This window comes from Caballeronia sp. dw_19 (genome assembly GCF_018449515.1).
Lineage (GTDB): Bacteria > Pseudomonadota > Gammaproteobacteria > Burkholderiales > Burkholderiaceae > Caballeronia.
In genome coordinates this window covers 1-25920 of record NZ_JAAVUQ010000006.1, presented here as the reverse complement: position 1 = coordinate 25920, position 25920 = coordinate 1, and the positions used below count along the sequence as shown (strand labels likewise).

Annotated in this window: 21 protein-coding genes and 2 pseudogenes; 10 read left to right on the top strand and 13 right to left on the bottom strand. The window is 59.0% G+C overall.

The window, feature by feature from the left end:
- Positions 1-12 precede the first annotated feature (12 nt).
- Positions 13-1050, bottom strand: coding sequence for a LysR family transcriptional regulator (locus tag HB376_RS10305; protein ID WP_213763562.1), 1038 nt, complete (start codon positions 1048-1050; stop codon positions 13-15).
- A gap of 253 nt (positions 1051-1303) precedes the next feature.
- Here HB376_RS10305 and HB376_RS10300 point away from each other — a divergent pair, with 253 nt between their 5' ends.
- Both HB376_RS10300 and HB376_RS10295 read left to right on the top strand, forming a co-directional pair.
- Positions 1304-1825: a thiamine pyrophosphate-binding protein gene (locus tag HB376_RS10300; protein WP_213763561.1), complete on the top strand. Its 522-nt coding sequence runs from the start codon at positions 1304-1306 to the stop codon at positions 1823-1825.
- 3 nt (positions 1826-1828) lie between these two features.
- Positions 1829-2398 (top strand): thiamine pyrophosphate-dependent enzyme, encoded by a 570-nt coding sequence (locus tag HB376_RS10295; protein ID WP_213763560.1) that lies wholly within the window; start codon positions 1829-1831, stop codon positions 2396-2398.
- Positions 2399-2409: 11 nt separating this feature from the next.
- Here the strand turns inward: HB376_RS10295 and HB376_RS10290 are convergent, their stop codons facing one another.
- The 3 genes from HB376_RS10290 to HB376_RS10280 all read right to left on the bottom strand — a co-directional run bounded on the left by HB376_RS10290 (position 2410) and on the right by HB376_RS10280 (position 5825).
- Positions 2410-3033 carry a hypothetical protein gene (locus HB376_RS10290; protein WP_213763559.1) on the bottom strand — a complete coding sequence of 208 codons (624 nt, stop codon included), beginning with the start codon at positions 3031-3033 and terminating at the stop codon, positions 2410-2412.
- A 48-nt stretch (positions 3034-3081) separates the two neighbouring features.
- Entirely contained in the window at positions 3082-4641 is a 1560-nt protein-coding gene (locus HB376_RS10285; protein ID WP_218627223.1) for an aldehyde dehydrogenase, read from the bottom strand.
- Positions 4642-4736: 95 nt separating this feature from the next.
- On the bottom strand, positions 4737-5825 hold the full coding sequence (locus HB376_RS10280) for a histidinol-phosphate transaminase (protein WP_213763558.1): 1089 nt from the start codon (positions 5823-5825) through the stop codon (positions 4737-4739).
- A 403-nt stretch (positions 5826-6228) separates the two neighbouring features.
- On the opposite strand from HB376_RS10280, the gene HB376_RS10275 reads away from it, so the two are divergent.
- The 5 genes from HB376_RS10275 (at position 6229) to HB376_RS10255 (ending at position 11251) form a co-directional block, all read left to right on the top strand.
- Positions 6229-7683 carry an aromatic ring-hydroxylating dioxygenase subunit alpha gene (locus HB376_RS10275; RefSeq protein ID WP_213763557.1) on the top strand — a complete coding sequence of 485 codons (1455 nt, stop codon included), beginning with the start codon at positions 6229-6231 and terminating at the stop codon, positions 7681-7683.
- A gap of 83 nt (positions 7684-7766) precedes the next feature.
- Positions 7767-8525, top strand: coding sequence for an amino acid ABC transporter ATP-binding protein (locus HB376_RS10270; protein WP_276572809.1), 759 nt, complete (start codon positions 7767-7769; stop codon positions 8523-8525).
- A gap of 60 nt (positions 8526-8585) precedes the next feature.
- Positions 8586-9422: a transporter substrate-binding domain-containing protein gene (locus HB376_RS10265; protein WP_213763556.1), complete on the top strand. Its 837-nt coding sequence runs from the start codon at positions 8586-8588 to the stop codon at positions 9420-9422.
- Between the two features lie 58 nt (positions 9423-9480).
- A complete protein-coding gene (locus tag HB376_RS10260) occupies positions 9481-10296 on the top strand; it encodes an amino acid ABC transporter permease (RefSeq protein ID WP_213763555.1) in 816 nt (271 codons plus the stop codon).
- Positions 10286-11251: an amino acid ABC transporter permease gene (locus HB376_RS10255; protein WP_213763554.1), complete on the top strand. Its 966-nt coding sequence runs from the start codon at positions 10286-10288 to the stop codon at positions 11249-11251. The genes HB376_RS10260 and HB376_RS10255 overlap by 11 nt, the downstream gene beginning before the upstream one ends.
- Positions 11252-11444: 193 nt before the next feature.
- Here HB376_RS10255 and HB376_RS10250 read toward each other — a convergent pair.
- From HB376_RS10250 to HB376_RS10225, 6 genes and pseudogenes are all read right to left on the bottom strand, one after another.
- Positions 11445-12076, bottom strand: a pseudogene (locus tag HB376_RS10250) (transposase).
- Between the two features lie 536 nt (positions 12077-12612).
- Positions 12613-13558 (bottom strand): annotated as a pseudogene (locus HB376_RS10245) (tyrosine-type recombinase/integrase); the annotation flags it as partial.
- Between the two features lie 101 nt (positions 13559-13659).
- Positions 13660-14904: a citrate/2-methylcitrate synthase gene (locus tag HB376_RS10240; protein ID WP_213763552.1), complete on the bottom strand. Its 1245-nt coding sequence runs from the start codon at positions 14902-14904 to the stop codon at positions 13660-13662.
- 107 nt (positions 14905-15011) lie between these two features.
- Positions 15012-15401: a VOC family protein gene (locus tag HB376_RS10235; protein ID WP_213763551.1), complete on the bottom strand. Its 390-nt coding sequence runs from the start codon at positions 15399-15401 to the stop codon at positions 15012-15014.
- A gap of 26 nt (positions 15402-15427) precedes the next feature.
- Positions 15428-16744: an MFS transporter gene (locus HB376_RS10230; RefSeq protein WP_213763550.1), complete on the bottom strand. Its 1317-nt coding sequence runs from the start codon at positions 16742-16744 to the stop codon at positions 15428-15430.
- 67 nt (positions 16745-16811) lie between these two features.
- Positions 16812-17570, bottom strand: a complete 759-nt coding sequence (locus tag HB376_RS10225) for an SDR family oxidoreductase (protein ID WP_213763549.1) — start codon at positions 17568-17570, stop codon at positions 16812-16814.
- Between the two features lie 311 nt (positions 17571-17881).
- Here HB376_RS10225 and HB376_RS10220 point away from each other — a divergent pair, with 311 nt between their 5' ends.
- A complete protein-coding gene (locus tag HB376_RS10220; protein WP_213763548.1) occupies positions 17882-18844 on the top strand; it encodes a D-glycerate dehydrogenase in 963 nt (320 codons plus the stop codon).
- A gap of 155 nt (positions 18845-18999) precedes the next feature.
- Here HB376_RS10220 and HB376_RS10215 read toward each other — a convergent pair whose 3' ends face one another.
- Both HB376_RS10215 and kdgD read right to left on the bottom strand, forming a co-directional pair.
- Positions 19000-20361, bottom strand: coding sequence for an MFS transporter (locus HB376_RS10215; RefSeq protein ID WP_213763547.1), 1362 nt, complete (start codon positions 20359-20361; stop codon positions 19000-19002).
- Positions 20362-20501: 140 nt separating this feature from the next.
- Positions 20502-21419, bottom strand: a complete 918-nt coding sequence (gene kdgD / locus HB376_RS10210; RefSeq protein WP_213763546.1) for a 5-dehydro-4-deoxyglucarate dehydratase — start codon at positions 21417-21419, stop codon at positions 20502-20504.
- Positions 21420-21620: 201 nt separating this feature from the next.
- On the opposite strand from kdgD, the gene garD reads away from it, so the two are divergent.
- On the top strand, positions 21621-23204 hold the full coding sequence (gene garD / locus HB376_RS10205; protein WP_213763545.1) for a galactarate dehydratase: 1584 nt from the start codon (positions 21621-21623) through the stop codon (positions 23202-23204).
- A gap of 89 nt (positions 23205-23293) precedes the next feature.
- Positions 23294-23926 carry a transposase gene (locus HB376_RS10200; RefSeq protein ID WP_213763544.1) on the top strand — a complete coding sequence of 211 codons (633 nt, stop codon included), beginning with the start codon at positions 23294-23296 and terminating at the stop codon, positions 23924-23926.
- 204 nt (positions 23927-24130) lie between these two features.
- On the opposite strand, the gene HB376_RS10195 is transcribed toward HB376_RS10200, so the two are convergent.
- Positions 24131-25450: an IS5 family transposase gene (locus HB376_RS10195; RefSeq protein ID WP_213763543.1), complete on the bottom strand. Its 1320-nt coding sequence runs from the start codon at positions 25448-25450 to the stop codon at positions 24131-24133.
- Positions 25451-25920: the final 470 nt, after the last annotated feature.

Below are 25920 nucleotides of genomic sequence, written 5' to 3'. Positions count from 1 at the left end.
GATCGCGTCGCCCTACGATCGTTCGAGCGGTGCCGTCACGGTAGCGGCAGACGCGCTGTCTGGCCGGGTGATACATGCGTCTCGCACGGGGGCCGATTCCGCATATTTGATCGAGACCTTGTCCGCGACCCAGGGAATCAACAGTTTCATTTGATCGAACACGCGGGTAGCCAGAAGCGTCCCGGCGAGCGCTGCGAGCCGTTCGGTCAGGTCGCCGTATTCGCCGCTGCGCGAAGCGAGCACCAGGCGCCGGAAAAACAGCGGCTCGCCAAGCGGCAGAATATCGACATTCGCCAGATGCGTGCGCGCCTGCAATAAGCACAATGGTGTCGTGATCGACCAGCCGATGCCGCCGGCGACCATAGCGACCAGCGTATCGGTCTGATCGACCGAGAGCTGTCGCGTTGCATGCACATTTTGCGAGCGCAGAAGGCGTTCGATTTGCATGCCGAGAATCGAATGCGGGTTATAGCGGATCATCGGATAGTTGCGCGCGAGCTCGGGCAGGCTCAGCGCACCGCCCGCGCTGGCGATTTTCTTCGGCGCCAGCATGACAAAGGGTTCCCGCAGCAATTCGAATCGATCCAGGCCTTCGACGTCGTCGAGCGAATCGTTGGTGATGATCATGTCGACTTTGTGCTGCATCAGCGCGTCGCCGAGCCGCGCCGTCATGCCGGTCCAGACCGAAAGATTGGTCGCGTAGCCAAGCAGGAATTCGATGAGTTCGACGCTGGCTGCCGCCGCAAACGAATCGACCACCCCAACGCGTATTTCCTGAATTTTGTTGTTACCCTGCTCCCGAATCGCGCCGACCAGCGCGTCCGCATCCTCGAGCAGCTGATAGGCTCGATCGCGCAAGGTCAAGCCCGAAGCCGTCAGCGCCATCGGCCGGCTGTCGCGGTCGATCAGCACGACGCCGAGTTCTTCTTCGAGCTGGCGAACCGCCTGCGACACCGCCGACTGGGTCTTCTCCAGATGCTTGGCCGCGAGCGTAAAGCTGCGGCTCTCGGCCACGGCGAGAAAAATCCTCAGGACTCTCAGCTCGATCATGGTTGGCTACCCTTTTGGATCGCATCTTACCAGCGGCAATAATCCGGCGGCTGGATGCATAACATACGCACAATCGAGCAGTAAAAAATAGAATTTGATATGTAACGGACTGCGGACGATCATGATGGCGGATCAGCATTTGCAGAAGCCGTGGGCTTTTTTTGCGATCAGGCCGCATGCTGCTGTGACGTTGTCCGCCGGGCAAACCGGCGCTTGGGGCATTCGGCTTGACACACAAGCGGGGGGAACTCGAATGACGGAAGAGTCAAACGGTGGCGGGGTTCGCGGCAGCGACATCATCGCGGCCATCAAGCAGTGCGGCATCGAGACAGTCGTATCGGTGCCGGACATCGTTACCAGCGACAACCTATTGTGGCCAATCTCGCGCGATGCGTCGTTGCGTCTGGTGCGCGTCTGCAAGGAAGACGAGGGCGTATCGATTTGTGCGGGGCTCGCATTTGCCGGAAAACGCGCGGTGTTGCTGATGCAGCATACCGGTCTGCTCGATTCGATCAACGCGATCCGGGCGATCGCCGTCGAGTACGAACTGCCGATCTGCATGATCGTCGGGTTGCAGGGGATGGAGCCGAACCGCGCGCCGCCGGACTCCGGCAAGGTCGGCATCCGGATCGTCGAACCGATTCTCGACGTAATGAAAGTCCGCCATGCGCGTCTCGGCGCGAGACAGGATGCCGGGCAGATCAAGGCGGCGTTCGAGCACGCCTACGAGAGCTCGCAGCCGTTCGTGTTCGTGGTTACCCAAAGTCCGGAGTAAGTGATGATGAAACGCGATGAGTGTCTGAAGGTGCTGGCGCAACACCATACCGATGAAATCGTCGTCCCGGTGTTTCAGGCTGCATTCGAATGGATTGCGATCAAACCCGGTGCGCTGACCTATCTCGGTGTCGGGGCGATGGGGCAAGCGTCGTCACACGCGCTCGGCCTGGCGCTCGGGCGACCCGACAAACGCATTCTGGTACTGGATGGCGACGGCAGTTTGCTGATGAATCTCGGCACGCTGGTCACGATCGCCGACGTCGCGCCATCGAACCTGATTCATTTTGTTTGCAATAACGGGACGTATGAGGCCAACGGCAGCCATCCGATACCCGGCGCACGCTGCGTGGATTTCGCCGCGCTCGCGCAGGCAGCGGGCTACAAACACACCTATACGTTTGCCGGCCTTGCTCAGTTTTCCGCCGAAATCGGCGATGTGCTCAAGCAGCAAGGCCCGATCTTCGTGGTGCTGCAGGTCGTGCCGGGCGAGCATTACCCGCAAGATTTCGACATATTGCATAGCGCCGCGCGCCGGCGTGAATTCGGCGAGGCATTCCGGGCACTCGCCTAAGAGGCGTTCGCCTAACCGGCTTCGCGGGTCCAGGTTTCCGAGAACGCGAGGAACGCGGAACTGCTGGGCCGCCCCATGAAGTCCCGGATGATCGGCTTGCCTGCCAGGCGCCGGCCATTCACGGTGATCGACGCCTGCCGGGCTTCGATAAAGCAGCTATACATTTCGTGATGGCCGGTCGCCGATTGCGCGGGCGACACCGCGGCGGCAAACGGCTCGGCGAGATCGTCCCAGTGCAGAGCGAACACGTCGCTGCCGCTGCGCAACGTTACCGTGAATGCCGAGCGTGCGTCGCCGCTCTCGCTCACGCTGTCAAGCGGCATGAGCGTCGGCGTGGCCATCGCGGGCAGGTTGCGGAACACGCCGAAATGCCGGCAAAACTCATCGAACAAATAATGCGTCAACGCGGGATTGTCGCCGAGCAGCACATTTTTGATACCTGCCGCCGGTGCACTCTCGTGCGGTGCTTCGAGCAGCAACATCGCGGTGCCTGGCCCATGCGGTGACAGGACGATGCGGAAATACACCATCAATGTGACGTAGGGGCCGTCTTCCCGTTCTTTCAGGTAGATGCCCGGATTGTCGCCCGACCAGGAAACCTTGCCTGGGTGAAACGGTGATTTTGCAGTCGTCATGGTTTCAATGCCCGATGCTTGATGAGATAGAGGTGGCTACGCCTCGCGTCAAACAGCGGGGGCGGGAAATGCGTTCGGCACGGGTTGAAGCCCTATCCAGACGCTTTTGACCTGCTGGAATTCCTTGATTGCCTCGATGCCGTTCTCGCGTCCATAGCCACTGTGCTTGAAGCCGCCCACCGGCGACATCATGCTGACGTGGCGATAACTGTTGATATAGATCGTACCCGCCTGGATCTGTTCGGACAGCCTGAACGCGCGTGACATGTCCTGTGTCCAGATGCCGGCCGCCAAGCCGTACCTGGTGTCGTTTGCGAGCAGCGTCGCTTGCGCGTCGTCGTCAAAGCGCGAGACGGCCAGCACCGGGCCGAAGACTTCTTCGCGAAATAGCGTCATCTGCGGCTTCACGTCGGTGAAAATTGTCGGTTCGACGAACCAGCCGCCCTGGCAGCGCGGCTCGGTCGCCGGGCCGCCGCCCAGCACGCATCGCGCGCCCTCGCTTTTCGCATCATCGATAAATTGCAGGACTTTTTGATACTGCGCTTGCGTGGCGACCGGGCCGATCTGCGTTGCCGGGTCGCAGGGGTCACCGATCCGCACATTACGCATCAGCGCGACGAGGCGCTCGACAAATTCGTCGTGAATGCTCGCGTGGACCAGCAAGCGCGACCCGGCGATACACGATTGACCGAGCGCGGAGAACATGCCGCTTGCGACACCGTTCACCGCATCATCGAGGTTCGCATCGGCAAACACCAGTTGCGGTGATTTTCCGCCGAGTTCGAGCGTCACCCGTTTAACGTCCACCGCAGCTGCGGCGGCGATCGTTTGTCCGCCGATCTCCGAGCCGGTGAAACTGATTGCCGCAACATCCGGATGGCGCACCAGCGCGTCACCCACGTCAAACCCCCAGCCGGTGACGACATTGACGACGCCAGGCGGCATGCCGGCATCCTCGAATACGCGTGCCAATTCCAGCGATGAGATCGACGCGTGTTCGGACGGCTTGAGCACCACGGTGTTGCCCGCGGCAAGCGCGGGCGCAAGCTTCCAGATCGCCAGCATCAGCGGCGAATTCCACGGCGTTATCGCCACCACCACGCCGAGCGGCTCGTGCCGCGTGAAATTGAAGACGCCGGCCACATCGACCGGGATGACCGCCCCTTCTATCTTGTCGGCCAAGCCGGCAAAGTAGCGAAGATAGGTGGGCAGATAGCGCAGTTGCGGAATGACTTCCGCGAGACGCTTGCCGTTGTCGCGTGTTTCGATGTGCGCCAGTTCCTCGATGCGGCTCTCGAACACCGCGGCGACACGGTACAACAGTTCACCCCGCGCGGTTGCCGTCAGTGCGCGCCAGGCCGGCGACGCGAACGCGCTGCGTGCCGCTTGCACCGCGCGCGCCGCATCTTTTGCGCCGCCCTTGGGTACGTGTGCCCATACCTTGCCGTCTGCAGGATTGACCGAGCCAAACCAGTCGTCCGATAAGGGATCGCACCATTGACCCGCAATGTAATTGCGATATTTTCGAATCGATGGCGCGCTGGCGGACCCCGGCGTACGCAGATCAGCGGCATCCACGTCGATATAGTGCGCATTATTCTGAGACATGAAGCGGTTCCCTACTGAGGGCCAAGCATTGCCGGCGTCGCGCATTGCGCGACACGGGTGGATTCGTCCGATCGACGGCGGACGAGGCCGCACCTTTACGCGCGCACAAAATCGGTCAGCGCGGCGATCACCGCGTCGATCTCCGCTTTAAGCCCGATCGTGACGCGCACGGTGTTCTCATAAGCCGGTGAATTGAACCGGCGCGCGACAATGCCGCGCGCAAACAGATAGTCGTAGGCCGCCTGCGCGGTCTTTAGCGGATTATCGAAGCGAATCAGCGCGAAGTTCGTGTTGCTAGGGTACACGTAGAGCCCCAGCGCGGTTAATTGCTCGGTCAGCGACTGCAGCACCTCACGGTTGGCCGCAAACGTCCTGGCAACATGCTGTTTATCGGCCAACGCAGCGATGCCGGCGGCCACCGCAGGGGCGCTAACCGGAAACGTCATGCTCAGACGCTTGAGCACGTCGATCACGGCACCCGGGCCATACGCCCAGCCCAGGCGCATCCCGGCGAGACCGAAGATTTTCGAGAAGGTGCGCGTCATCACCACGTTTTGCGATTCGTTGATCAGCTTCGTCGGGATCTCATAATCGGCCGCGGTAACGTATTCGGCATAGGCCGAATCCAGTACCAGCAGAGTGTCTTCAGGCAAACCCGCGTGAAGCCGGCGAATTTCGCTGCCCGACAGACACGTACCGGTCGGGTTGTCCGGATTTGCCAGCAGCACCATCCGCGTGCGCGCGGTGACGCACGACAGAATCGCATCGACGGATGCGCAAAAGTCGTTGTCGGGCGCAGCCACTGGGCGCGCGCCCATCGCATGCGCATAATTCGGGAATTTGAGGTAGCCGTGAACGCTGTGGATCAGTTCGTCGCCCGGATTCAAATAGGCGCGCGAAAGGCGCTGCAACAGTTCGTCCGAGCCATGACCACAGACGATTTTTTGCGGGTCCAGATCAAATGCCTCGCCGATCGCTTTGACGAGCCGCATGGCGCCGTCTTCGGGATAGCGCTCGATGGTATCCAATGCGGCATGGGCAGCGGCGCTTGCATGTTCGCTGGGTCCCAGGGCGTTTTCGTTGGACGAGACGTTGATGCTTTGCGTGAGCGCGTGGCCTTCCGGCGTGGCGATCATATGGGGCTTTATGTTGAGGATCCCTGATCTGGGTGTCAGCGTGGGCATACTGTTTCCTCTATTGTTTTGATTGCGCGCAACAGCCGTGCGCCGCGAGTTCAGTGCGGACCGATTTTCGGTGAATCATCATCGTCCTGGCTGCCCGCAGAATCAAATTCTATTTTTTTCTACTCGTTTGCGTATTTGGTATGCTTCACCGGTCGGTCGCCGGCCTGCCACTTCACACGCCATAAATGATCAGGCAAAGCACGCAGACCTATAACGAAAACAAAAATCTGCTTGTCGACGATTAGCGCGCCTTATGAGGTGAGCCGCATTTGCCTAATGGGCAGCCGATGGCGTTGTGTAAGTGGAAATTGAAAGGCTAAGCTGTACGGGTTCTGAATTGGCGGCCGCCAGCTGTGCTTGGTCGATGCGGCCACAATTTGTATCCGCCAGGAGAAAAGCCCGCATGCACGACGAACTCAGTAACGCCGGCCCCGCGGCCGTGTCCGGCACACCCAGCGCCGGCGGAGCGGGGCCAACGGTCTCGCCGCTGCGCTTTGCCGGATATCATCAGCCGATCGATCGTCCGGCCGAGACGGAAATTTCCGAAGTCGGCCGCGGTACGCCGGGCGGCGAGTATCTGCGTCGCTTTTGGCATCCGATCATCATGAGTTCGCAAATCGGCGAGCGCCCGCAGGCGATCCGCATATTGGGCGAAGACCTGGTCATCTATCGCGATCTATCGGGTGACATCGGCTTGCTGCACAAGCACTGCGCGCATCGCGGCGCGTCGCTCGAGTTCGGCATTATTGCCGAGCATGGCATCCGCTGCTGTTACCACGGCTGGATGTTCGGCAATGACGGCACGATCCTCGAGACCCCCGGCGAGCCGGCCAGCAGCCCGCACAAAGACAAGTTTTGCCAGGGCGCGTATCCGACCGTCGAATACAAGGGTTTGGTTTTCGCCTATTTTGGTCCGCAAGCGCTCACACCGGCATTCCCGATACTCGACACGATGGACATGTCCGATAACGACATGGTGCCGTACCTGATTCACTCGCCGTGTAATTGGGTGCAGGTGAGCGAAAATTCGATGGACCCGTTCCATGTGTCGTTCCTGCACACCCGCGTTGCGGGCGCGCAATTCAGCGAGGTCTTCGCCGAACTACCATTGATCGCCTACCACCCGAGCAAGCACGGTTTCTTTTACACCAACGCCCGGCGCGTCGGCGAATTCATCTGGGTGCGCGTGCACGATCATTTCCCGCCGAATTTCTCGCAAAACGGCGCGATCTTCGAGAGTGTCGAAAAGGTGCGTTATTTCGGCCGTCCAGGCCTCACGCGCTGGATCGTCCCGGTCGACGACACGAATACGCTGGTGATCGCGTGGCGGCATTTTAATGATCGGGACGACCCGCATCATCAAGGCAAGCCGGAAAATGTCGGCCTGGAAAAGACCGATTTTTACGGACAAAGCCGGCACCGCTCGCTAGAGGAACGTCAGCGCAGCCCGGGCGATTACGATGCGTGGACCAGCCAGGGGCCGATCACGAGTCACGCGCGCGAACATCTGGCGACCACGGACAAAGGCGTCGCGATGCTGCGCACGCGCTTGCGCGAAGAGATCCGGAATCTGGCGAACGGCATCGAGCCGCCGCAGTGGCAGCCGAGTGCGGCTGGCCATGTGCCGACCTATGCGGGAGATACGATTCTGCGCATTCCGCACACGAGCGGAGACGACACCCAGCTGATTCGAGATGTATCGCAAAAAATTGCCGACGCGTATATCCAGACCGAGCATTTACCCGATGAAGCGCGCCGCGCGGAGATCGCGCAGCGTCTGGCATCGTTGAACGTCGGCGATGTCGGTGTGCTGAATCCGGCGCACGGCAAGGTCTTCGAGTTCCGCCCAATCGAATGAGCGGAAAATGAGCGGCCCTGGAGTTCAGCAACCGATAACCGACGCGCGCGGGAGAAATCCCGAAGGCCCGAGAAGGAAACCGCATGGAAGTTAGCGCCATCCGCGACGAGTCGATGATTTCGATACGCTCGGTGCATAAATGGTATGGCCGATATCACGCGTTGCGCGATATCAATCTTGATATTCGCGCGGGTGAGCGGATTGTCGTCTGCGGGCCGTCCGGCTCCGGAAAATCGACGATGATTCGTTGCATCAATCAGCTTGAGCACTATGACGATGGCGGAATCTATGTCAAAGGGGTGCTGCTGACGGAGAACAGCAAGCGCAACGTCGCGATCAAGCGAGAAATCGGCATGGTCTTCCAACAATTCAATCTATTCCCACATTTGACGGTGCTGCAGAATCTGACACTGGCGCCGCTGAAGGTGCGCGGGATGGCCGTGAACGAAGCCGAAAGTCTGGCGCGCTCGCTGCTCGAGCGCGTGCGGATTCCGGATCAGGCGAACAAATATCCGAGTCAGCTTTCGGGAGGACAGCAGCAACGCGTGGCGATTGCCCGAAGCCTGTGCATGCAGCCGAAGATTTTGCTGTTCGACGAGCCGACTTCCGCACTCGATCCCGAAATGATCTCGGAGGTGCTCGATGTCATGACCGAGCTGGCTCGCGAAGGCATGACAATGATCTGCGTAACCCACGAAATGGGCTTTGCGAAGACCGTCGCCGATCGTGTCGTGTTTATGGATCAGGGCGAGATTATCGAGATAGGGGCGCCGGCTGAGTTATTCAGCGCACCGAAAAGCGAGCGAACCAAAGCATTTTTGGGAAAGATTCTTTCTCACTGAGCGGCTGACGACCGGCATATTCCACCGGCCAAGATGTTTCCGTAGTACGGGAGGAGCGCGATGAAAAGATGTGCATACATGTGTTTGGCGCTATTGAGCGTGGTCCTCAGCTGGGGCGTGGCGAGCACCGCTCATGCGCAGGCCGCGAACGGCCCCGCGACAATCGATGCGATCAAGGCGCGCGGCGTCATGCGCGTCGGGCTGGCGACCTTCGTCCCATGGGTCATGCGCAACAAGCAGGGTGAATTGGTCGGCTACGAAATCGACGTCGCGAACCAGCTTGCCAAAGATCTGCATGTGAAGACGGAGTTCGTTCCGACGAGTTGGGATGGGATCATCCCCGCGCTGGTCACCGGCAAATTCGACATTATTATCGGCGGCCTGACACCGACCCCCGAGCGTGAGCGGGTGATCGATTTCACGCAACCCGATTCCAACACCGGGATCGATGCGGTCGCGAACAAGAAATTATCGGCCGGGCGCCATACCCTTGCCGATTTCAACAAGGCAAACGTCGTCATCACCATGCGGCGCGGTTCGGCGTGGATTCCGACGATCAAGAGCCAGGTGCCGCTTGCGACGGTGCTGCTGTTCGATGACAACGCCCAGGCTGGGCTCGAGATGCTCAACGGGAAGGCCGATCTGTTCATTGGCTCCGACCCCACCCCGACGTTCCTGCATCTCGATAATCCCGACATCACCTTCAAGCCCTTCGACAAATTTCTGTTCGAATCGACCGAGGCGATTGGTATCCGCAAGAATGACCCGAAGACGCTGAAATATCTGAACGACTGGGTCGCCGCCGAGCATGCCAACGGCTTTTTGCAGCAGCGCAGGCAATATTGGTTTGCGACTCGTGCGTGGCTCGATCAAGTCCCGCCGGCGCCCAAGTCCTGAGGATAGACGTATGCGTGACCATGGCCGGCATGCGGTCGCTGTTTACATGGATTGCCCGATGAGAATGCTTGTGAATAGCCAGCTCAAGCGGCGGATGTTGCACAATTTTGCGACGTTGGCCGTCTACGCGATTCTGGTGGTTGCGGCGGTGGCGCTGGTGATTCACGGCGCTCACCAGATGCAATACGATTGGCAATGGAAGCAGATCGTACCGCTGTTGTTCACGTCGGATGAGCAGGGTGGCTTGCATGCGGGCGTCTTTTTGGCCGGCCTTGGGATAACGCTGGAAATCGTGATCTGGGCGTTCTTCGGCGCGATCTTTCTCGGCTTGTGCTTCGCGCTGTTGCAACGTTCAGAATCGATTGTCGGCCGGGCGCTGGCACGCGGGTATATCGAAGTGGTGCGAAACACGCCAATGCTGGTGCAGATCTTCCTGATCTATTTTGTCTTCGCGCCGATCCTCGGGATGGATCGTTTTTTCTCCGGCGTGGTGGCGCTGGCGGTCTTCGAAGGTGCGTTCGCCTGCGAGATTTTCCGCGCGGGCATTGAAGGGGTGGCGCGCGGTCAATGGGACGCGGCGCGTTCGCTGTCGCTTGGCAAGCGCGATACCTATCTGCATATCGTTCTGCCGCAGGCGGTGCGTCTGGTGTTGCCGCCGCTCACCAATCTGACGATCTCGTTGATCAAGGATTCGACGCTGGTCAGCGTGATCGCCGTCGCGGAGCTGACAACCGCTGCGCGCGACGCGATTTCCAGCACCTTCATGGTTTTCGAGATATGGTTCACGGTAGCGGCGATCTACCTGTTGCTGACCACCGCCATATCGTTCTGTGCGCGCCGGATCGAGATGCGGATGGCTGCATATGAAATCTGATTCGGGCGCCGCGGCCATCGAACCCATGCCAATTCAAACCAGTGGTCAAGCGGCTGCGCCGCGGCGAGCGCGGGCGCCTCTCATCCGCCGGCTGACGTGGCTCGATGGCGCGTTGCTGATACTCGTCGTGCTGGCTTGCGGCTTCCTGTTCTATCGGGTGAGCATCACGCTTCGGTACCACTGGAATTGGCGTGGCTTGCTGCCGTACATATTTTTCTACGACCAGAAAGCGCATCACTGGGTGGCCAATCTGCTGCTCAACGGCTTCATCACGACGATTCGCATGTCGATATGGAGTTCGATACTGGCGGCCGTAGTGGGTGTCGTGATCGCGTATCTGCAAATCTCGCGAATATTGTTATTGCGACTGCTTGGCCGGTCGTACGTCGAGCTGATCCGCAACATTCCCGCGCTGGTGTTTATCTTTATTTTCTACTTTTTCATCAGCAATCAAATCGTCTCCGCACTCGGTGCCGATGGCGCAGCCGCGCCCATTACGGGGTGGGTGGCGATGCCGTTCGCGGTGCTGTTCGGACCACAGCAACTGCTGCCGAATTTCATCTCGGGTGTGTTGTGTCTGGGGTTGCTGGAAGCGGCCTACGTCGCGGAAATTGTTCGAGCGGGAATCGAATCGGTGCCCAAAGGGCAGTGGCAGGCGGGCAAGGCATTGGGGTTGCGGCCGTCTTTGATCATGCGCCACCTGGTGTTGCCCCAGGCGATCCGCAAGGTGCTGCCGCCGTTGGCGAGTCAGTTCATCACGCTGATCAAGAGCTCGTCGATTGTCTCGCTGATCTCGATTCAAGAGCTCACATTCAACGGGTCCGAGCTTGCGTCATCGAGCGGGCTGGTATTCGAGAGCTGGATTACGGTCGCCTGCCTGTACTTTATTCTTTGCTTCAGTCTGTCGTTACTGTTCCGCCATTTCGAGGCTCGGCACCGCGCAGCCAATTCGTAACTGGCGCCGCGGTGCCGCTATTCGAACTCTCTGAGCGGATGCCTCTTAGCAGGCTGCGGAAATACAGGCCGACTTTACTGAGCCATGAGCGTGATCAGAGTTTTCAGCGGGGGATGTCTCGTAGTTTGGAATATGGACCGGTTAATTTCGGTTTTCGGACCTGTTTATGACGTTCTCTTGCCGCATTTTTGGTTCACTGCGGCTGCAACGGACAGAGTTGTCCCAAGGTGCGCATGCGCACGAGGTTGTACGCGGCCATCGTCAGCACGAACATCTGATCGACCTTCTTCAAGCCGCGCACCATCAGCTGGCGCATACCGCCGATGCTCTTGGCCCAGCCAAAACCCTGTTCGATCAGCTTGCGCTTTTGCTGCGACACCGCATAGCCCGCACTCCCGGCGATTGACTCGGGCACTGCCGACTGGCGGCCTGACTTGTTTTGCGCCACGTGAGGCGTGATGTTCATTTCCTGGCAAGCCTTGATGAACTCTGTGAAGACGGTGGGCACCCACACGGCATCGTCCATCGACAGCCCGATGAACCAACGAAACAGCAGGTTATATTGAACCTGCTCCATCAACTGGCGCTCCGAGCGAACGCTATAGAGCACTTGCAACAGCATCGCACGCAGCAGCTTCTCCGGAGCAATGCTGGGCCGCCACCTTTGATATCAGCCTCGTACATGCCGGCAAACAAGCGATCCATCTTGGCCAACGCGGCGTTGGCCATCTTGCGAATCGAGCGCAGCGGATGATCTGCTGGAACAAAGTCCTCCAGCTTGCGTAACGTGAATAGGTTCTCGGTGAAGGTCTCGGCGCCGCGCATCGCTTCTCTCAGTTGTGGCGTCTTTACTAACAACGTTTGAACTGACCTTTTGGGTGACTTCGGAGTGAGGTATTTCCGCAGTCTGTTAGGTGCTTATCCGTGAAACCGACTGTGTCGCCGATGAAGAACTCATCACGCTGCGTTCTCGGTGGTGATGCCGGTTCGACACGATCCGGGCCACTCGCGGTGTCCGGAATGATTGCCGCGTAAAGCACGCTCCAACGGCGTCGAGTTACGCTGTCTTGAATTACTGCCTGTGTCTGGCGGAGTTCAACGATGGTGCCTTGTGCCGGCGGCCCAAGCGGGTTGTCGCCAATGTAGTTGACGGACATCCCCAGATGCAGGCGTTGACGTATTTCGAGAATACGTCGCGGGTCATCAAGCATTTTGCCGATTGTAAGATAGAGACGATATAGCTCGGTGCTAGGCGCCTGCCGAAGCGAATCTAGAATGTCCATGGCGTAGAGGTGTTTTAACGGGCCAGCGGCAGGAGTTCGTGCACGCGATTGACGGGATACGACAGGATAGTCATCTTGCTACCAATTGAGCGTCAGTCCGGCCTCGGTTGCACGATGCCGATCATCATCGTCCGCATGTAAATATTGGCTGGTGGTCGAGATCGATTCGTGCCCCAGGTTGTCCCGGACGTATCGCAGATCGACTTGTCCGTTCATCATGCGAGAGCCTGTCGTATGCCGCAGCCAATGGGCAGAAGCCTGGCGCAGCCGTTCTGCGGCGCGCTCGTGCGCTTCGCCGGTCGACTGCAAGTGCCCGATCGCATTGTCGAACACCTGTTTGATGATCAGGTGTACGGCGCCGCGTGTCATCGTCCGGTATGTGCCGCCGATCGGCAACAGCAGCGGTGTCGTTTCGCCGCCATAGGGGAGGGCAGCCAGACCGTAGTGTCGGCGATAGCGTGTCAGCTCAGCCATCAGTTCGGTCGTCGCCGGCAGTAAACGTTCTTTGTCGCCTTTGCCGGTAATGGCCAGCCACCAGCGGTCCTGGCCGTCGCGATCGCGTCGCCTAAAAAAGCCGCCCATCGGATTGCTCAAGACTTCCGAAATGCGCAGACCCATCAAATACAAGAACAAGAGCGAGATCAGCCAGCGCACCCGCGCGTAGTGTTCCTGCTCGCGTGCGGTGTTACGGGGCATCGCGTCGATCGAGGTTTTGACGGCCTGCCAGAGATCGTCCTCGAGGAAGCGCGTCACGCGGGGCTTGGCCTTGCGTGCCCGTTGACGAGACAGAGACAGCGGATTGCCGGCCAGGTAGCCCGCGTTGACGAGCCACGCGAAGAGCGTATTCAGAATCACGAACGCCTGACGCTCGCTAGCTGGCGAGAGCGGGCCCGCGAACGGCCGCCAGTGGGCGTCTGCACGGGCCACTTTACGACCGGTCATGACCCCAGCGATGTGCGGGGTGCGGGTCGGCCAGAAAGCGCCCATTGAGGAGCAGTAAGCCTTCGAACCGGCGACTCGCAACGCCTCAGGGAACTCGATTCGTAGCGATGTTGCGTATGACAGGCCGATATTTTCGCCTGCTTCTCTTTGTTTAAGCGGAGATCCGGCTTTACGTTTTTTTTCTCAACGCTCCACCGCCTTGAACAACCGATTCTTATCGAGCGTGGCCGGATCAAGCGTCTTCTCGTCGCCTTCCGCAGGAAGCGTCGGGCCGGCGTCCTCCAATGCGCGGCCGGTATAGCGGCCTCTTGGCCGTATGACCTTGCCCACCCGGAGCTGCTCGATGCAATGCGCGAGCAGACCCACGCTTCGGGCCGTTGCGAACAAGGCGAACGAGGCATCGCGTGGCAACTCCAGCTGCGCCGCCAAAGCAGCAAGTGCAACGTCGATATTAGGCTTGAGCCCAGTCAGCTCAACCGCCTTGTCCATAAACGACATAAGCTCCTGAGGGGGATTCAGCACCTCGAGCAACGCGGCTGCCCGTGGATCGCCATCCGGATACAGATGATGTCCAAACCCCGGGATCGGAATGGCCGACTGCAAGTGATGGGCAACGACGTACTCCGCACCGAGTCTCAAGACGTCGTCGAACACGGCCCGCAAGTGGCCCGACGCGTCTCCATGCAGCGGGCCGGAGAGTGTCGCGAGGCCCGTCAGCAGGCATCCCGGCAACGACGCGCCGGTGGAGGCGGTAATCCTGGCGGCGAACGCCGAACTCGTGATCTCGTGATCGGCCACGAGGACCATGGCGCGCCGGACGAGTTCGGCGCCATCGCCATCCAGACCCCAACCAAGCGCGAACCGTTCATGGGTCGTTTGTGCATTCGCGTCACTTCGCGCGCCGAATGCTTGCGCGATGAGTGCCACGAGACGCCCGGCTTCGACATGGAGTGCGCTGTCGGTGCGTCCAAGAGTCGAATGCCCGCAGGCCGCAAGCGCCGCCAGCGATGTGAACGCGCATTGCCTGCCTCGCTCGTCACCCAGTACCGGCACGTCGCCGACCTCGAAGGAAACAGGTGCGCTCGCATTCCAGAGAAGGGTTGCCACGTCCTCGAGGGTCGCTGTGTCCGAAAGCCGGATGCTGTCGAGTCCCCGGTAGTACGCCCGGCCTTTTGAGAAGGTGGTGATGCTGCTGTAGATGCAGGGCTCCGCACCGAATATCGTTCCGGCGGCAAGGGCTTCGCGCTTGCGTCCCACCTGTTTTTTGCGGCACAGACCGACCACGTCCTCCGCACGATAAAGGCTCTTGCGGGGGGCGTGCGGATCCGGCATGACCGCGATGGTGCCTCGACTGACATACGCATAGACAGTCTGCGCCTGCACTCCGAGTTGCCGAGCCGCTTCAGTCAGAGTGATCCAGTTTCGCATAGGGTGGCCAAGCAAGGTGATGCGGCGGAACAGGGCAGTGAGCCAGTACGATGCGGCTCCGTCCAGCAAGGGAGCGCGACCGATCCAGTGCCAATACTGACGTTTTTTCAGGTAAAAGTCATCTCGGCGGGCCGTCGCTCCAGGATCTCGACCAGAATGTCTCCCGGCGATCGCACGAAGCAGGCTCTGACGCCCGGGCGAACCTGCTTGACCGGCTCGACGATTTCCGCCTCGCAGAGCAGCAGGTGCTCGAAAGCGGCATCGAGATCGTCCACGACCACGCCGAAATGATCGATGCCCTGCTTTTGCCCGCCATGAGGGTGGACAGTTTGGGGGGGCGCCATCGACGTGATGAAAAGGTTAATGCTGCCAATGCGCAAATCCACTCGCCCTGGACGACGCACGATCTCGGCGTTCAGACAGCGCGCAAACCAGGCAGCCGTGGCTTCGGGGTCCGCCGAGCACAGTTGCAGATGATCCCACCTGAATTCAATCATTCGTTTTCACCTGATAGTCGAGAGCGTTACAGTTCGATGCGGGAAAGCTTCCCCAGCAGCACGGAATAAGAGAGCGTCCCGATCAGGCATATCGCGCCCATCAGATTGAGTGCCCAGTAGAAGTGCCCGGTGTGGTGGGTGATGTAGCCGATCATAAGCGGCGTAGTGACGGCGGCGATGTTGGCTGCCAGGCTGGTGATGCTGCTGGTCAGTCCGACATACTGACGAGGCGCGATTTCAGAGACGGCAGCCCACGACATCGACCCGACACCCTGCGCGAAGAACGCGATCGTCAGGATAGCGATCACTCCCTCATTCGAATCGACGAAATTGACGAGCACGATAGACGCACCGAGCAACGTGCCGATGATGAGCGGCGTTTTGCGCGCAGTGGAAATTGACACACCGCGCCGGATGAAGAAGTCCGAGAGGTAGCCTGCCGAGAGAATGCCGAGCGTCGCGCCAATAAACGGAAGTGCCTGGAAAATTCCGACCTTGATGATCGACATGTGACGCGCTTCGATCAGATAGGTCATGAACCACGTGGTGAAGAAGACCAGCAGGGTATTGTTGCAGAACTTGCCCAGGCAGATGGCGAGAATTTGCCGGTAGCCAAGCAACCTGAGGGCGACGCGCCAGTTGAACTTCTCGCGGGGCTTTCGCGCAGCCGTAGCGCCTTCATTGATGTATTGCAACTCGGCAGCATTGACGCCTCCGTGCCGATGCGGATCCCGATAAACCCGGTACCAGATAAGACTGAACAGAATGCCGAAGCCGCCCGTCACGTAAAAGACCGAGCGCCAGCCATAGGTGGCCGAGATCCACAGCAACAGGCCGGTAAACAAGGGCGTTCCAATATATTGCCCCATGACATAGACACTGGTCGCAAAGCCGCGCTCGCCAGCGGGAAACCACAGCGTCACGGCGCGTGCGTTCGAGGGGAAGGCGGGCGCTTCCAGTGCGCCTATAGCGAGCCGCGATCCCAGCAGCATGTGATAGCCGGTCGCGAGCCCCTGGGTCAGCGTGGCGAATGACCATCCGAGCAGAGACAAGCCGTAGGCGAGGCGCGAGCCGAGAATGTCGGTCAGCACGCCCCCGGGCACCAGCGCAATGGAGTAAGCCAGGCCGAATGCCGCAAATAGCTCACCCATCTGCATCTTGTCGAGCGACAAGCTCTTCGAGAGACCGGGCGCAACGATGCCGAGTGCCGAGCGGTCCACGTAATTCAGAATGGTTGCCATGAGCAACATCGAGAGCACGACGTATCGCACTCTGGAGCGCTTCGTGGAATCCGCGTAAGCCGGGTGTCGCGCCGGCAGGGTGTGTTCCTCTACGACTTTCATCGGTGTCTCCTGAACATTAGCCTGTTATTTTTTTATTTGGCGAAAGGGTGATTTATCAGCGGCAGACTTATCCGCGGCCGACAAACGGCATGGTGGTCGCCATGATGGTCATGTTGAGAACATTGACATCGAGCGGAAGACTGGCCATGTGCACAACCGCATTCGCCACGTGCGTCACATCCATTCTTGCTTCGGGCGCCATGCTTCCATTTGCCTGCATGACGCCGCTGTTCATGCGTTCCGTGAGCGATGTCGCCGCGTTGCCAATATCGATCTGGCTACAGGCGATGTTGAATGCGCGTCCGTCCAGCGCAATCGATTTGGTAATGCCGGTGACGGCATGTTTCGTTGCGGAGTACGCGATCGTATGGGGCCTCGGCGAGTGGGCCGAGATCGATCCGTTGTTGATGATCCGGCCGCCTTGAGGCGACTGCGCTTTCATCAAGCGATAAGCCGCTTGAGCGCACAGGAAGACCCCGGTCAGATTGGTGGCTACAACGTCGTTCCAGAAATCGACCTCGTAATCTTCCAGGGGAACGGCTCCCGCGTTGCGGCCCGCATTGTTGAAGAGCACGTCGAGCCGGCCGAATGCCTGGGAAATCTGTGAAAACGCATGCTCGACTGATGCGGCGTCGGCAACGTCGGCCTGGACTACAAGTGCTTCTCCGCCGGCCGTGGTTATTGCCTCCTTTGTTTCCGACAGCGGGCCGCTTCTGCGCCCGATCAGCGTGACGGCGAAGCCCGCGTTGGCGAGCGCCACGGCGGCGGCGCGGCCGATGCCGGAACCGGCGCCCGTCACGGCTGCGAATTTGTTCGATGCAGGCATGTCACTTCCTCTCGACAAGTCAGTTAGGTATGGCAAACAGAGTTGCATTCGTGCATGCATTGAGCAATCTTGATTCAATGAATCAACATCCGAAGCCTTGCTGACACATGCCGTCATAGGGTTTTCCTGATGCGCTGATTGCCACTTACAGGATTGAGGGTGTCCGCAGATTGCGGCGTAGCGGAGGTCCCGTGACGAACCAGGGCAAATAAGGGACGATTCATTTCCGATAAGTTGATTCATTCAATCAACATTGACGGCGCTGTCTGCGGGTCCGTAGTCTCTCGACATCTCTCCATCCAAGGAAAACCATGTCGGAAAATAAACGCACCAGGCTGTTGATTGCGCGAAAGGTTCCCACCGTTGTGGCGAATCGCGCAGAGGCCGAATTCCATGCCTTCGTCACCGAGTCGGACATGGACTCGTGGTCTGTCGTCGACTTCTGCAAGAAGCACGACGTGCCGGCCGTCCTGATCGGGAAGAAGTCCGGTTTGCAGGCGGAGCACATTGCGGCGCTGCCCTCGACGGTCAGGATCGTTGCGAACGCGAGCGCGGGCTTCGATCATATGGACGTGGCTGCAGCGCGGGCGAGGGGAATCGTCGTCACCAACGCACCCGATGCGTTGACCGAATGCACGGCCGATTTCTCCATGCTGCTTGTGCTGGCCGCCTGCCGCCGTGCGTCGGAGTACGAACGAATCATGCGCAAAGGCTGGGGCAAATCGTTCGGCATGACCGAGATGCTGGGTACCCGCGTGAATGGCAAGACGCTCGGCATTGTCGGATTCGGGCGTATCGGCCGGTCCGTCGCGAAGCGTGCGCAAGCCTTCGGCATGCGCGTGATTTACACGGACATCGGCCGTGCGGCTCCGTCGCTGGAGAATGGCGCAACGTTTTACGCCAGCCTCGACGACATGCTGCCGCATTGTCAGGTGCTCACGCTGCACGTGCCGGCGGGAAGCGTCCCGTTGATGACGAAAAACGAGTTTGAACGCTTGCCCGCAGGCGCAGTTTTTATTAACGCGGCGCGTGGTGGCCTGGTGGACGAAGATGCGCTCTACGAAGCCCTGACTTCAGGACATTTGTTCAGCGCGGGTCTGGACGTGTACCGGAACGAGCCGCATGTTGACAAGCGCTTCGCAGAACTCGACAACGTGTTTCTGTCGCCCCATATGGCAAGCGCCACGATGGAGACCCGCGACCAGATGGGGCTTACGGCGCTAGACAATATCGCCGCTGTGCTGGACGGGCGGCCGGCCTTGAATCAGGTCTGAGGCCGGACTTCCCCGACTTAAAGCTCGCAATGCGCGCGCGGCTGAAGATGTTTCAACTGCGCGCCAATCGCAAGTTGCTTGATTCGATGCTCTTCTCGTCTTTCCTACCTGAATCGGACTTTGTGTTCACTCAGGTTTGAGAACGCTCAGTGATTTCATGCGATGGCCGGATCGCGCAAGACCACGCGCTGGATGCGTTTGACAATGACGAGATAGCTAAAAATCGTCAGCACGGCGTTGATGCCGACAAAGACCAGGGCGCCGTTAAAAGAGCCGCCGCTCGTGGCCACCAGGTAACCGATCACGATTGGCGTGACGATGCCTGCCACATTGCCGAACATGTTGAAGATGGATCCGGACAGGCCAATGGCCTCCTTAGGTGACGTATCGGCAACGACGGCCCAGCCCAATGCGCCAATACCCTTTCCAAAAAATGCCAGCGACATCAACGCAACGACGACCCAGTCGGTCGTTACGTAGTTGCAGCCAATGATTGAAACGGATAAGAGCATCCCGCCGACGATCGGGAGTTTCCGTGCGAGGGTGAGCGAGTGACCCCGGCGTATCAATGCATCGGAAAAGACACCGCCGAGAACGCCGCCGGTAAATCCGCAAATGGCAGGCAGGGAAGCAGTCAGTCCGGCCTGCAGGATCGTCATATGGCGCGCCTGCACGAGGTAGATGGGAAACCACGTGAGGAAGAAGTAGGTCAGCACATTGATGCAATACTGGGCGAGATAAACGCCCAGCAACATGCGATTAGTGAGCAACTGGCGAACGTAAAACCAGCTACCGACCTGGCGCGCCACGCCGGCATTTCCCTTCGATGCAGGGGAAACAAGACCACCGCCTTTCTCTATGTGCTCAAGCTCCGCCTTGTTGACACCCGGATGATCACCCGGGTTCTTCATGACTTTAAGCCATGTCAGTGCCAGCAGGATTCCACCTGCACCCATCACCATGTAGACATGTTGCCAACCGTATGTGTGAGTAATCCACGCCATGAGCGGCGTAAAAATGACAGCCGCAAAATATTGAGCAGAATTAAAGATCGCGGATGCAGTTCCACGTTCAGCGGTTGGAAACCAGCTTGCGACCACCTTCGCATTGGCGGGGAAAGCGGGTGCCTCTGCCATGCCCATCGCAAAACGTAAAACGAACAGCGCGATCACCGCGCTGGCAGCCGTGCCGGCAAGCCCGATCGAGCTTTGCAGAAAGGTGAAGACTGACCAAAGGAAGATGCTTGCTGCATAGACGCGGCGGGCTCCGAATCGATCAAGAAGCCAGCCTGCAGGCAACTGCGAGAGCACATACGCCCAGCTGAAGGCCGAGAAGATATAGCCCATCTTGATGGCGTCAAAGCCAAACTCGGTTCGCATGGCCGAGCCGGTAATGGATAGCGTTGCCCGGTCCGCGTAATTGAACGTCGTGATGACGAAAATCATCAGCAAGATGACGTATCTGACTTTAGTGCGCTTGACCACGCCTGCGGAGCTGGCAGTTCGGCTGAGTTCCATTTGGGCTTTTCGCGTTGATATGTGTCGGGTTGTGTGGCGTCACCACGAAAAAATGCCCGCCAGCACAACGTCGGCGAGCACCGGGGCAGCCACTCAATCTGAATAGTGCTGGTTGAGCTCTGGTTGAGCTCGGCTGATGGTCACTGAGCGCCGAGCGACTTGATAAGCCCATCGAGTTGCGCCATTTCGTCTTCAGTCAGGTCCGTCAGCGGTGCGCGAACCGGGCCGCCGCTGTGCCCGACCAGCGTGGCGCCTGCCTTCACAATGCTGACGGCGTAGCCCGCTTTCCGGTTCCGGATGGCCAGATAGGGCAGGAAAAACTGATCGATGAGCCTGTCAGTCGTTACGTGGTCTTCCGCTGCAATGGCGCGATAAAAGTCCATCGCGGTTTTCGGAATGAAGTTGAACACGGCGGACGAATAGACGGGCACCCCCAGCGCCTTATAGGCCGCCGCATAGACTTCCGCTGTCGGCAGGCCGCCCAGATAGGAAAACCGGTCGCCAAGACGGCGACGGATGGTCACCATGTTCTCGATCTCGCCCACGCCATCTTTAAAGCCGATCAGATTGGGGCAGGAATCCGCCAGGCGCTCGAGTGCGTCCGCGTTCAGTTTGGAGTTAGCACGGTTATAGACGATCACGCCTATATTGGGCACTGCCTTGCACACTTCCTCGACGTGCCTGGCAATTCCATCGATGCTGGCTTCGGTCAGGTAGTGCGGCATGAGCAGGATCCCGTTTGCACCCAGGCGTTCGGCTTCCTTCGCATACTGGATTGCGACGCGCGTAGCTCCGCCGGCGCCAGCCAGGATAGGTACTTTGCCTTTGCAGGTTTCTGCCGCAGTCTTGACGACGCTGGAGTATTCCGCTTGGGTCAGCGAGAAAAACTCGCCCGTTCCGCCGGCTACGAAAAGGGCGGTTGCGCCGTAAGGCGCGAGCCACTCGAGTCGCTCCGCGAACGTATCGGCTCGGAAGTCGCCGTTCTTGTCAAAGTCGGTGAGAGGAAAGGAGAGCAGGCCTTCGGAAACAATCGCCTTCAGTTCTTGCGGAGTTGTCATGGTGGACACCAGATGTTTGATTTGGGTTCGCATTTTTCTTATACGTCATCGTACAACATGAAATGAACGTATTCAAGCCAAAATCTAGTACGCATATAACGAAAAGGGTAAACGCTATGTCGCCGAGGTGACGAAGGTGTCATAGGATGTCGTATGATATCTACGTGCCGTACATAGTCGGCGCGTTAAGGACTTGATCACATGGAACAGTCTCCGCATTACATCTTGGTGCATGGCGCCGATAACGTCGCGATCGTTGTCAACGACGGCGGCCTGGGCGAAGGGGCAGTGTTTGCGGATGGGCTCGTCCTGCGCGAGCGCGTACCGCAGGGCCATAAAGTCGCACTGGTGGATTTGGCCGAAGGCGATGAGGTGATTCGCTATAACGTCGTGATTGGCTACGCGAACAGGGCGCTGCCGAAAGGCAGCTGGATTAACGAGCATGTGATCCGGATGCCGGCGCCGCCGGAGCTGAACAATTTGCCGATTGCCACGCGCAAGGCGCCCGACATGCCCTCGCTTGAGGGCTACACGTTCGAGGGTTACCGGAATGCGGACGGTTCAGTCGGTTCGCGCAACATTCTGGCGATAACAACGACCGTGCAATGCGTCGCGGACGTCGTAGCGCACGCGGTGACGCGGATCAAGACAGAACTGCTGCCCCGATTCCCGAACGTTGATGACGTAGTGGGGCTGGGCCACACCTATGGGTGCGGGGTCGCAATCGACGCCCCTGACGCGATGATCCCGATTCGCACCGTCCGCAATATCAGCTTGAACCCCAACTTTGGCGGTGAAGTCATGATGGTGAGCCTGGGCTGCGAGAAACTGCAGCCCGAGCGGCTGATGCCCCCCGGCACGATCCCGATCGCTTCCTTGAGCAATGACGTAGCTGATATCGGTGACAACGAAGGTGCATTGAACGGCGGCACCGTGGTGCTGCAGGACGACGAGCACGTCGGGTTCGAATCCATGATTAGGTCGATCATGACAAGGGCCGAATCGCATCTCGCCCGGCTGAACAATCGTCGTCGCGAGACGTGTCCCGCATCGGATCTGGTTATCGGAGTGCAATGCGGCGGCAGCGATGCTTTTTCGGGGTTGACCGCCAATCCCGCCGTCGGTTTTGCGACTGACCTGCTCGTGCGCGCCGGCGCAACCGTAATGTTCTCGGAGGTGACGGAGGTACGTGATGGCGTCGATCAACTGACGAGCCGGGCGGCCACGCCGGAAGTGGCGCATGCCATCATCCGCGAGATGCAGTGGTACGACGATTACCTGAAGCGCGGTGGCGCCGATCGCAGTGCGAACACGACACCGGGCAACAAGAAAGGCGGATTGTCGAACATCGTCGAAAAGGCGATGGGCTCGATCATCAAGTCCGGAAACTCCGCCATCTCGGGCGTGCTCTCGCCCGGAGAAAAGGTCAGGCAGAAGGGCTTGATTTATGCGGCCACGCCCGCCAGTGATTTCATTTGCGGCACGCTGCAGCTGGCAGCCGGCATCAATCTGCATGTGTTCACCACGGGGCGTGGCACGCCCTACAGCCTGGCCGAAGTCCCGGTCATCAAGATGGCCACGCGCAGTGACCTGGCCCGCCGCTGGCACGATCTGATGGATATCGATGCGGGCCGGATCGCCACGGGCGACGCGACAATCGAAGATGTCGGCTGGGAGCTCTTTCGCTTGATGCTGGACGTCGCGAGCGGTCGCAAACAAACGTGCGCCGAAAAGTTGAAGCTGCATAACGCGCTGGTGCTTTTCAATCCGGCGCCGGTGACCTGAGACAGGCGATTTGCCCGGCAGATAGGGACAACGCACGTGCATGGTCGGTCGACCTCGCCGTTAGTAAAGACCCCCAACTGAGAGAAGCGATGCGCGGCGCCGATACGTTTGCCGAGAACTTGTTCACCTTGCGTAAGCTGGAGGACTTTGTTCCAGCAGATCATCCGCTGCGCTCGATTCGCAAGATGGCCAACGCAGCTTTGGCCAAGATGGATCGCTTGTTTGCCGGCATGTACGAGGCTGATATCAAAGGTGGGCGGCCCAGCATTGCCCCGGAGAAGCTGCTGCGCGCGATGCTGTTGCAAGTGCTCTATAGCGTTCGCTCGGAGCGCCAGTTGATGGAGCAGGTTCAATATAACCTGCTGTTTCGTTGGTTTATCGGGCTGTCGATGGACGATGCCGTGTGGGTGCCCACCGTCTTCACAGAGTTCATCAAGGCTTGCCAGGAAATGAACATCACGCCTCACGTGGCGCAAAACAAGTCAGGCCGCCAGTCGGCAGTGCCCGAGTCAATCGCCGGGAGTGCGGGCTATGCGGTGTCGCAGCAAAAGCGCAAGCTGATCGAACAGGGTTTTGGCTGGGCCAAGAGCATCGGCGGTATGCGCCAGCTGATGGTGCGCGGCTTGAAGAAGGTCGATCAGATGTTCGTGCTGACGATGGCCGCGTACAACCTCGTGCGCATGCGCACCTTGGGACAACTCCGTGCGTTGCAGCCGCAGTGAACCAAAAATGCGCAAGAGAACGTCATAAACAGATCCGAAAACCAAAATTAACCGGCCCATATTCCAAACTATGAGACATCCCCCGCCGAAAATTCTGATCACGCTCGTGGCTCAGTAAAGTCGGCCTGTATTTCCGCAGCCTGCTAGGCGGTCCAGCCTATTTAGTCGGCCCTGAACAATAGATTTTGCTCGCTGCGGGTTGAGTCACGAAAGGGACTTGCAAGCGAGCGTGTTCAACAACAGGGCCAGCATAAAGGCGTAAAAAAACTGCAGCTTCCTGAGGATCATCCGCGGGTTGTGGCCGGCGCCGCACAGCACCGCGTGCATCGCATCGCCTAGTGCGCCTTTGAGCCAGTTCCGATCGAGTTTGCCATCCGTCTTCATGTGACCAATGGCCGGCTCGATCGCGCTTCGCCGTCGAATCATCGCCCTTAGTCCACGCGTGATGCCACGCCTCAAACCGGGGTGGTAGATCTTCACACCGTCGATCGTGACGCCCTTGTAGCCGCGATCAACAATCGCCACTTCCGGGCTCGCATCGCTCAGGATTGCCGCCTGCTCCAACGCCTCAGCCAGCGTGTGCCCGTCGTACGGATTGCCGGGCATCGAGCGCGCGCCGACTACCAGCCCTTCCTTGTGAGTCGTCGTGATCGACACCTTCACACCAAATTCATACGGCATGCGAACCTTTCCTTTGGCCAGACACTCAACTTCCGGTGCATGCAGCGCATAGAGCTTGTTCTTGTCCTTGGGCTTTTGCGACAGAATCCGCCTCGTACGGGCAATCAACTCCAGCAGCGCAGCGCGACCTGAGTCCGATGCTCGACCGATCTGCCGCTCGACATCGCGCATCACCCGGCCCACGCGCGAGCGCAGCGTGCGCAACGTCTTCCTCATGCGCTTGTACTGCTTGGCGTGCGCATAGCGGCCAATCTGCAGTGCCAGGCGCGGCGCCTCGCGGTTGTAGTTCTGTCTGAGCTTGATGCCGTGGCGGGCGGCGCCCTTGACCAGATGTTCACGGCACCGCTCCAGCAAGCGTGAATCGGTTGGATGGGCAATTGCTTTGGGCATTACCGTCGTGTCGACGATCACGCGCTTCACGCTCGACGCCTTGATCACGCCTGCACGTTTGGCCGCCTCAATCGTCGCCGCCAACAGCTCTTCGATACCCGCTTCACCGAGACGCTTGCGCCAGCGTGTCAGACTCGACGGATCGATCGGCGGCTCGGTTTGCAGAAACGTCTCGCCGGTGAAGACCTGCCAGTAAGGGTTCTCGACCCATTGCCATACGACTTCCTCGTCGGACAGGTCGAACGCGTGTTGCAAATAAAGCAGCCCTGCGATCAGGCGGGGTGAAGTCGCCGGTCGTCCGGCACGGGACACGAAGCTCTCGCTCATCGCTGCGCCCAGCCGTGCCCAATCAATCAGACTGGCCAAACGCACTAGAGGATGCTTTAAATTGATCTGTTCAAGCAGCGGCTGGCGGAAGAAATCTTGCTCTGTCACACGCGCTTTCGGACCCATTCGGACCTCGTCAGAATTTGCAGGGTTTCAAGCGTTAATATGCCCGTATCCTGCAATTCCAGCAATCCGGTTTCGCCCTTAAACGCCCGTCAGTAAAGGCTTTGGCGATTGTTCAGGGCCGACTATTTAGTTTTGCATAAGCGGGAATTAATATAAAAAACGCGGCCTAAAGGCCGCGCTAAAAAGATGAAAAAGACACCCTTGTTCAAAGGGCGACTTACTGTCGGAGTTAGCGCCGCGCACGACAATAGCAATCAGAGGAAGAATTAATTGCGTTAAATGATGTGAAACTTTTTCACCGTTTATATCTGCAAAATCCTGTAGAGCCTTACCGGGAAATCCTGTCACGGCGACGTGGCATATACGCAACGGATAGCGCTTGACACAAACTTTATACATCCGATGTGAACGTAGTTTCCCCTTTATCTACCTGCACTTATCTGCTGGTGCTTTCGCTATTCCGGATTCAG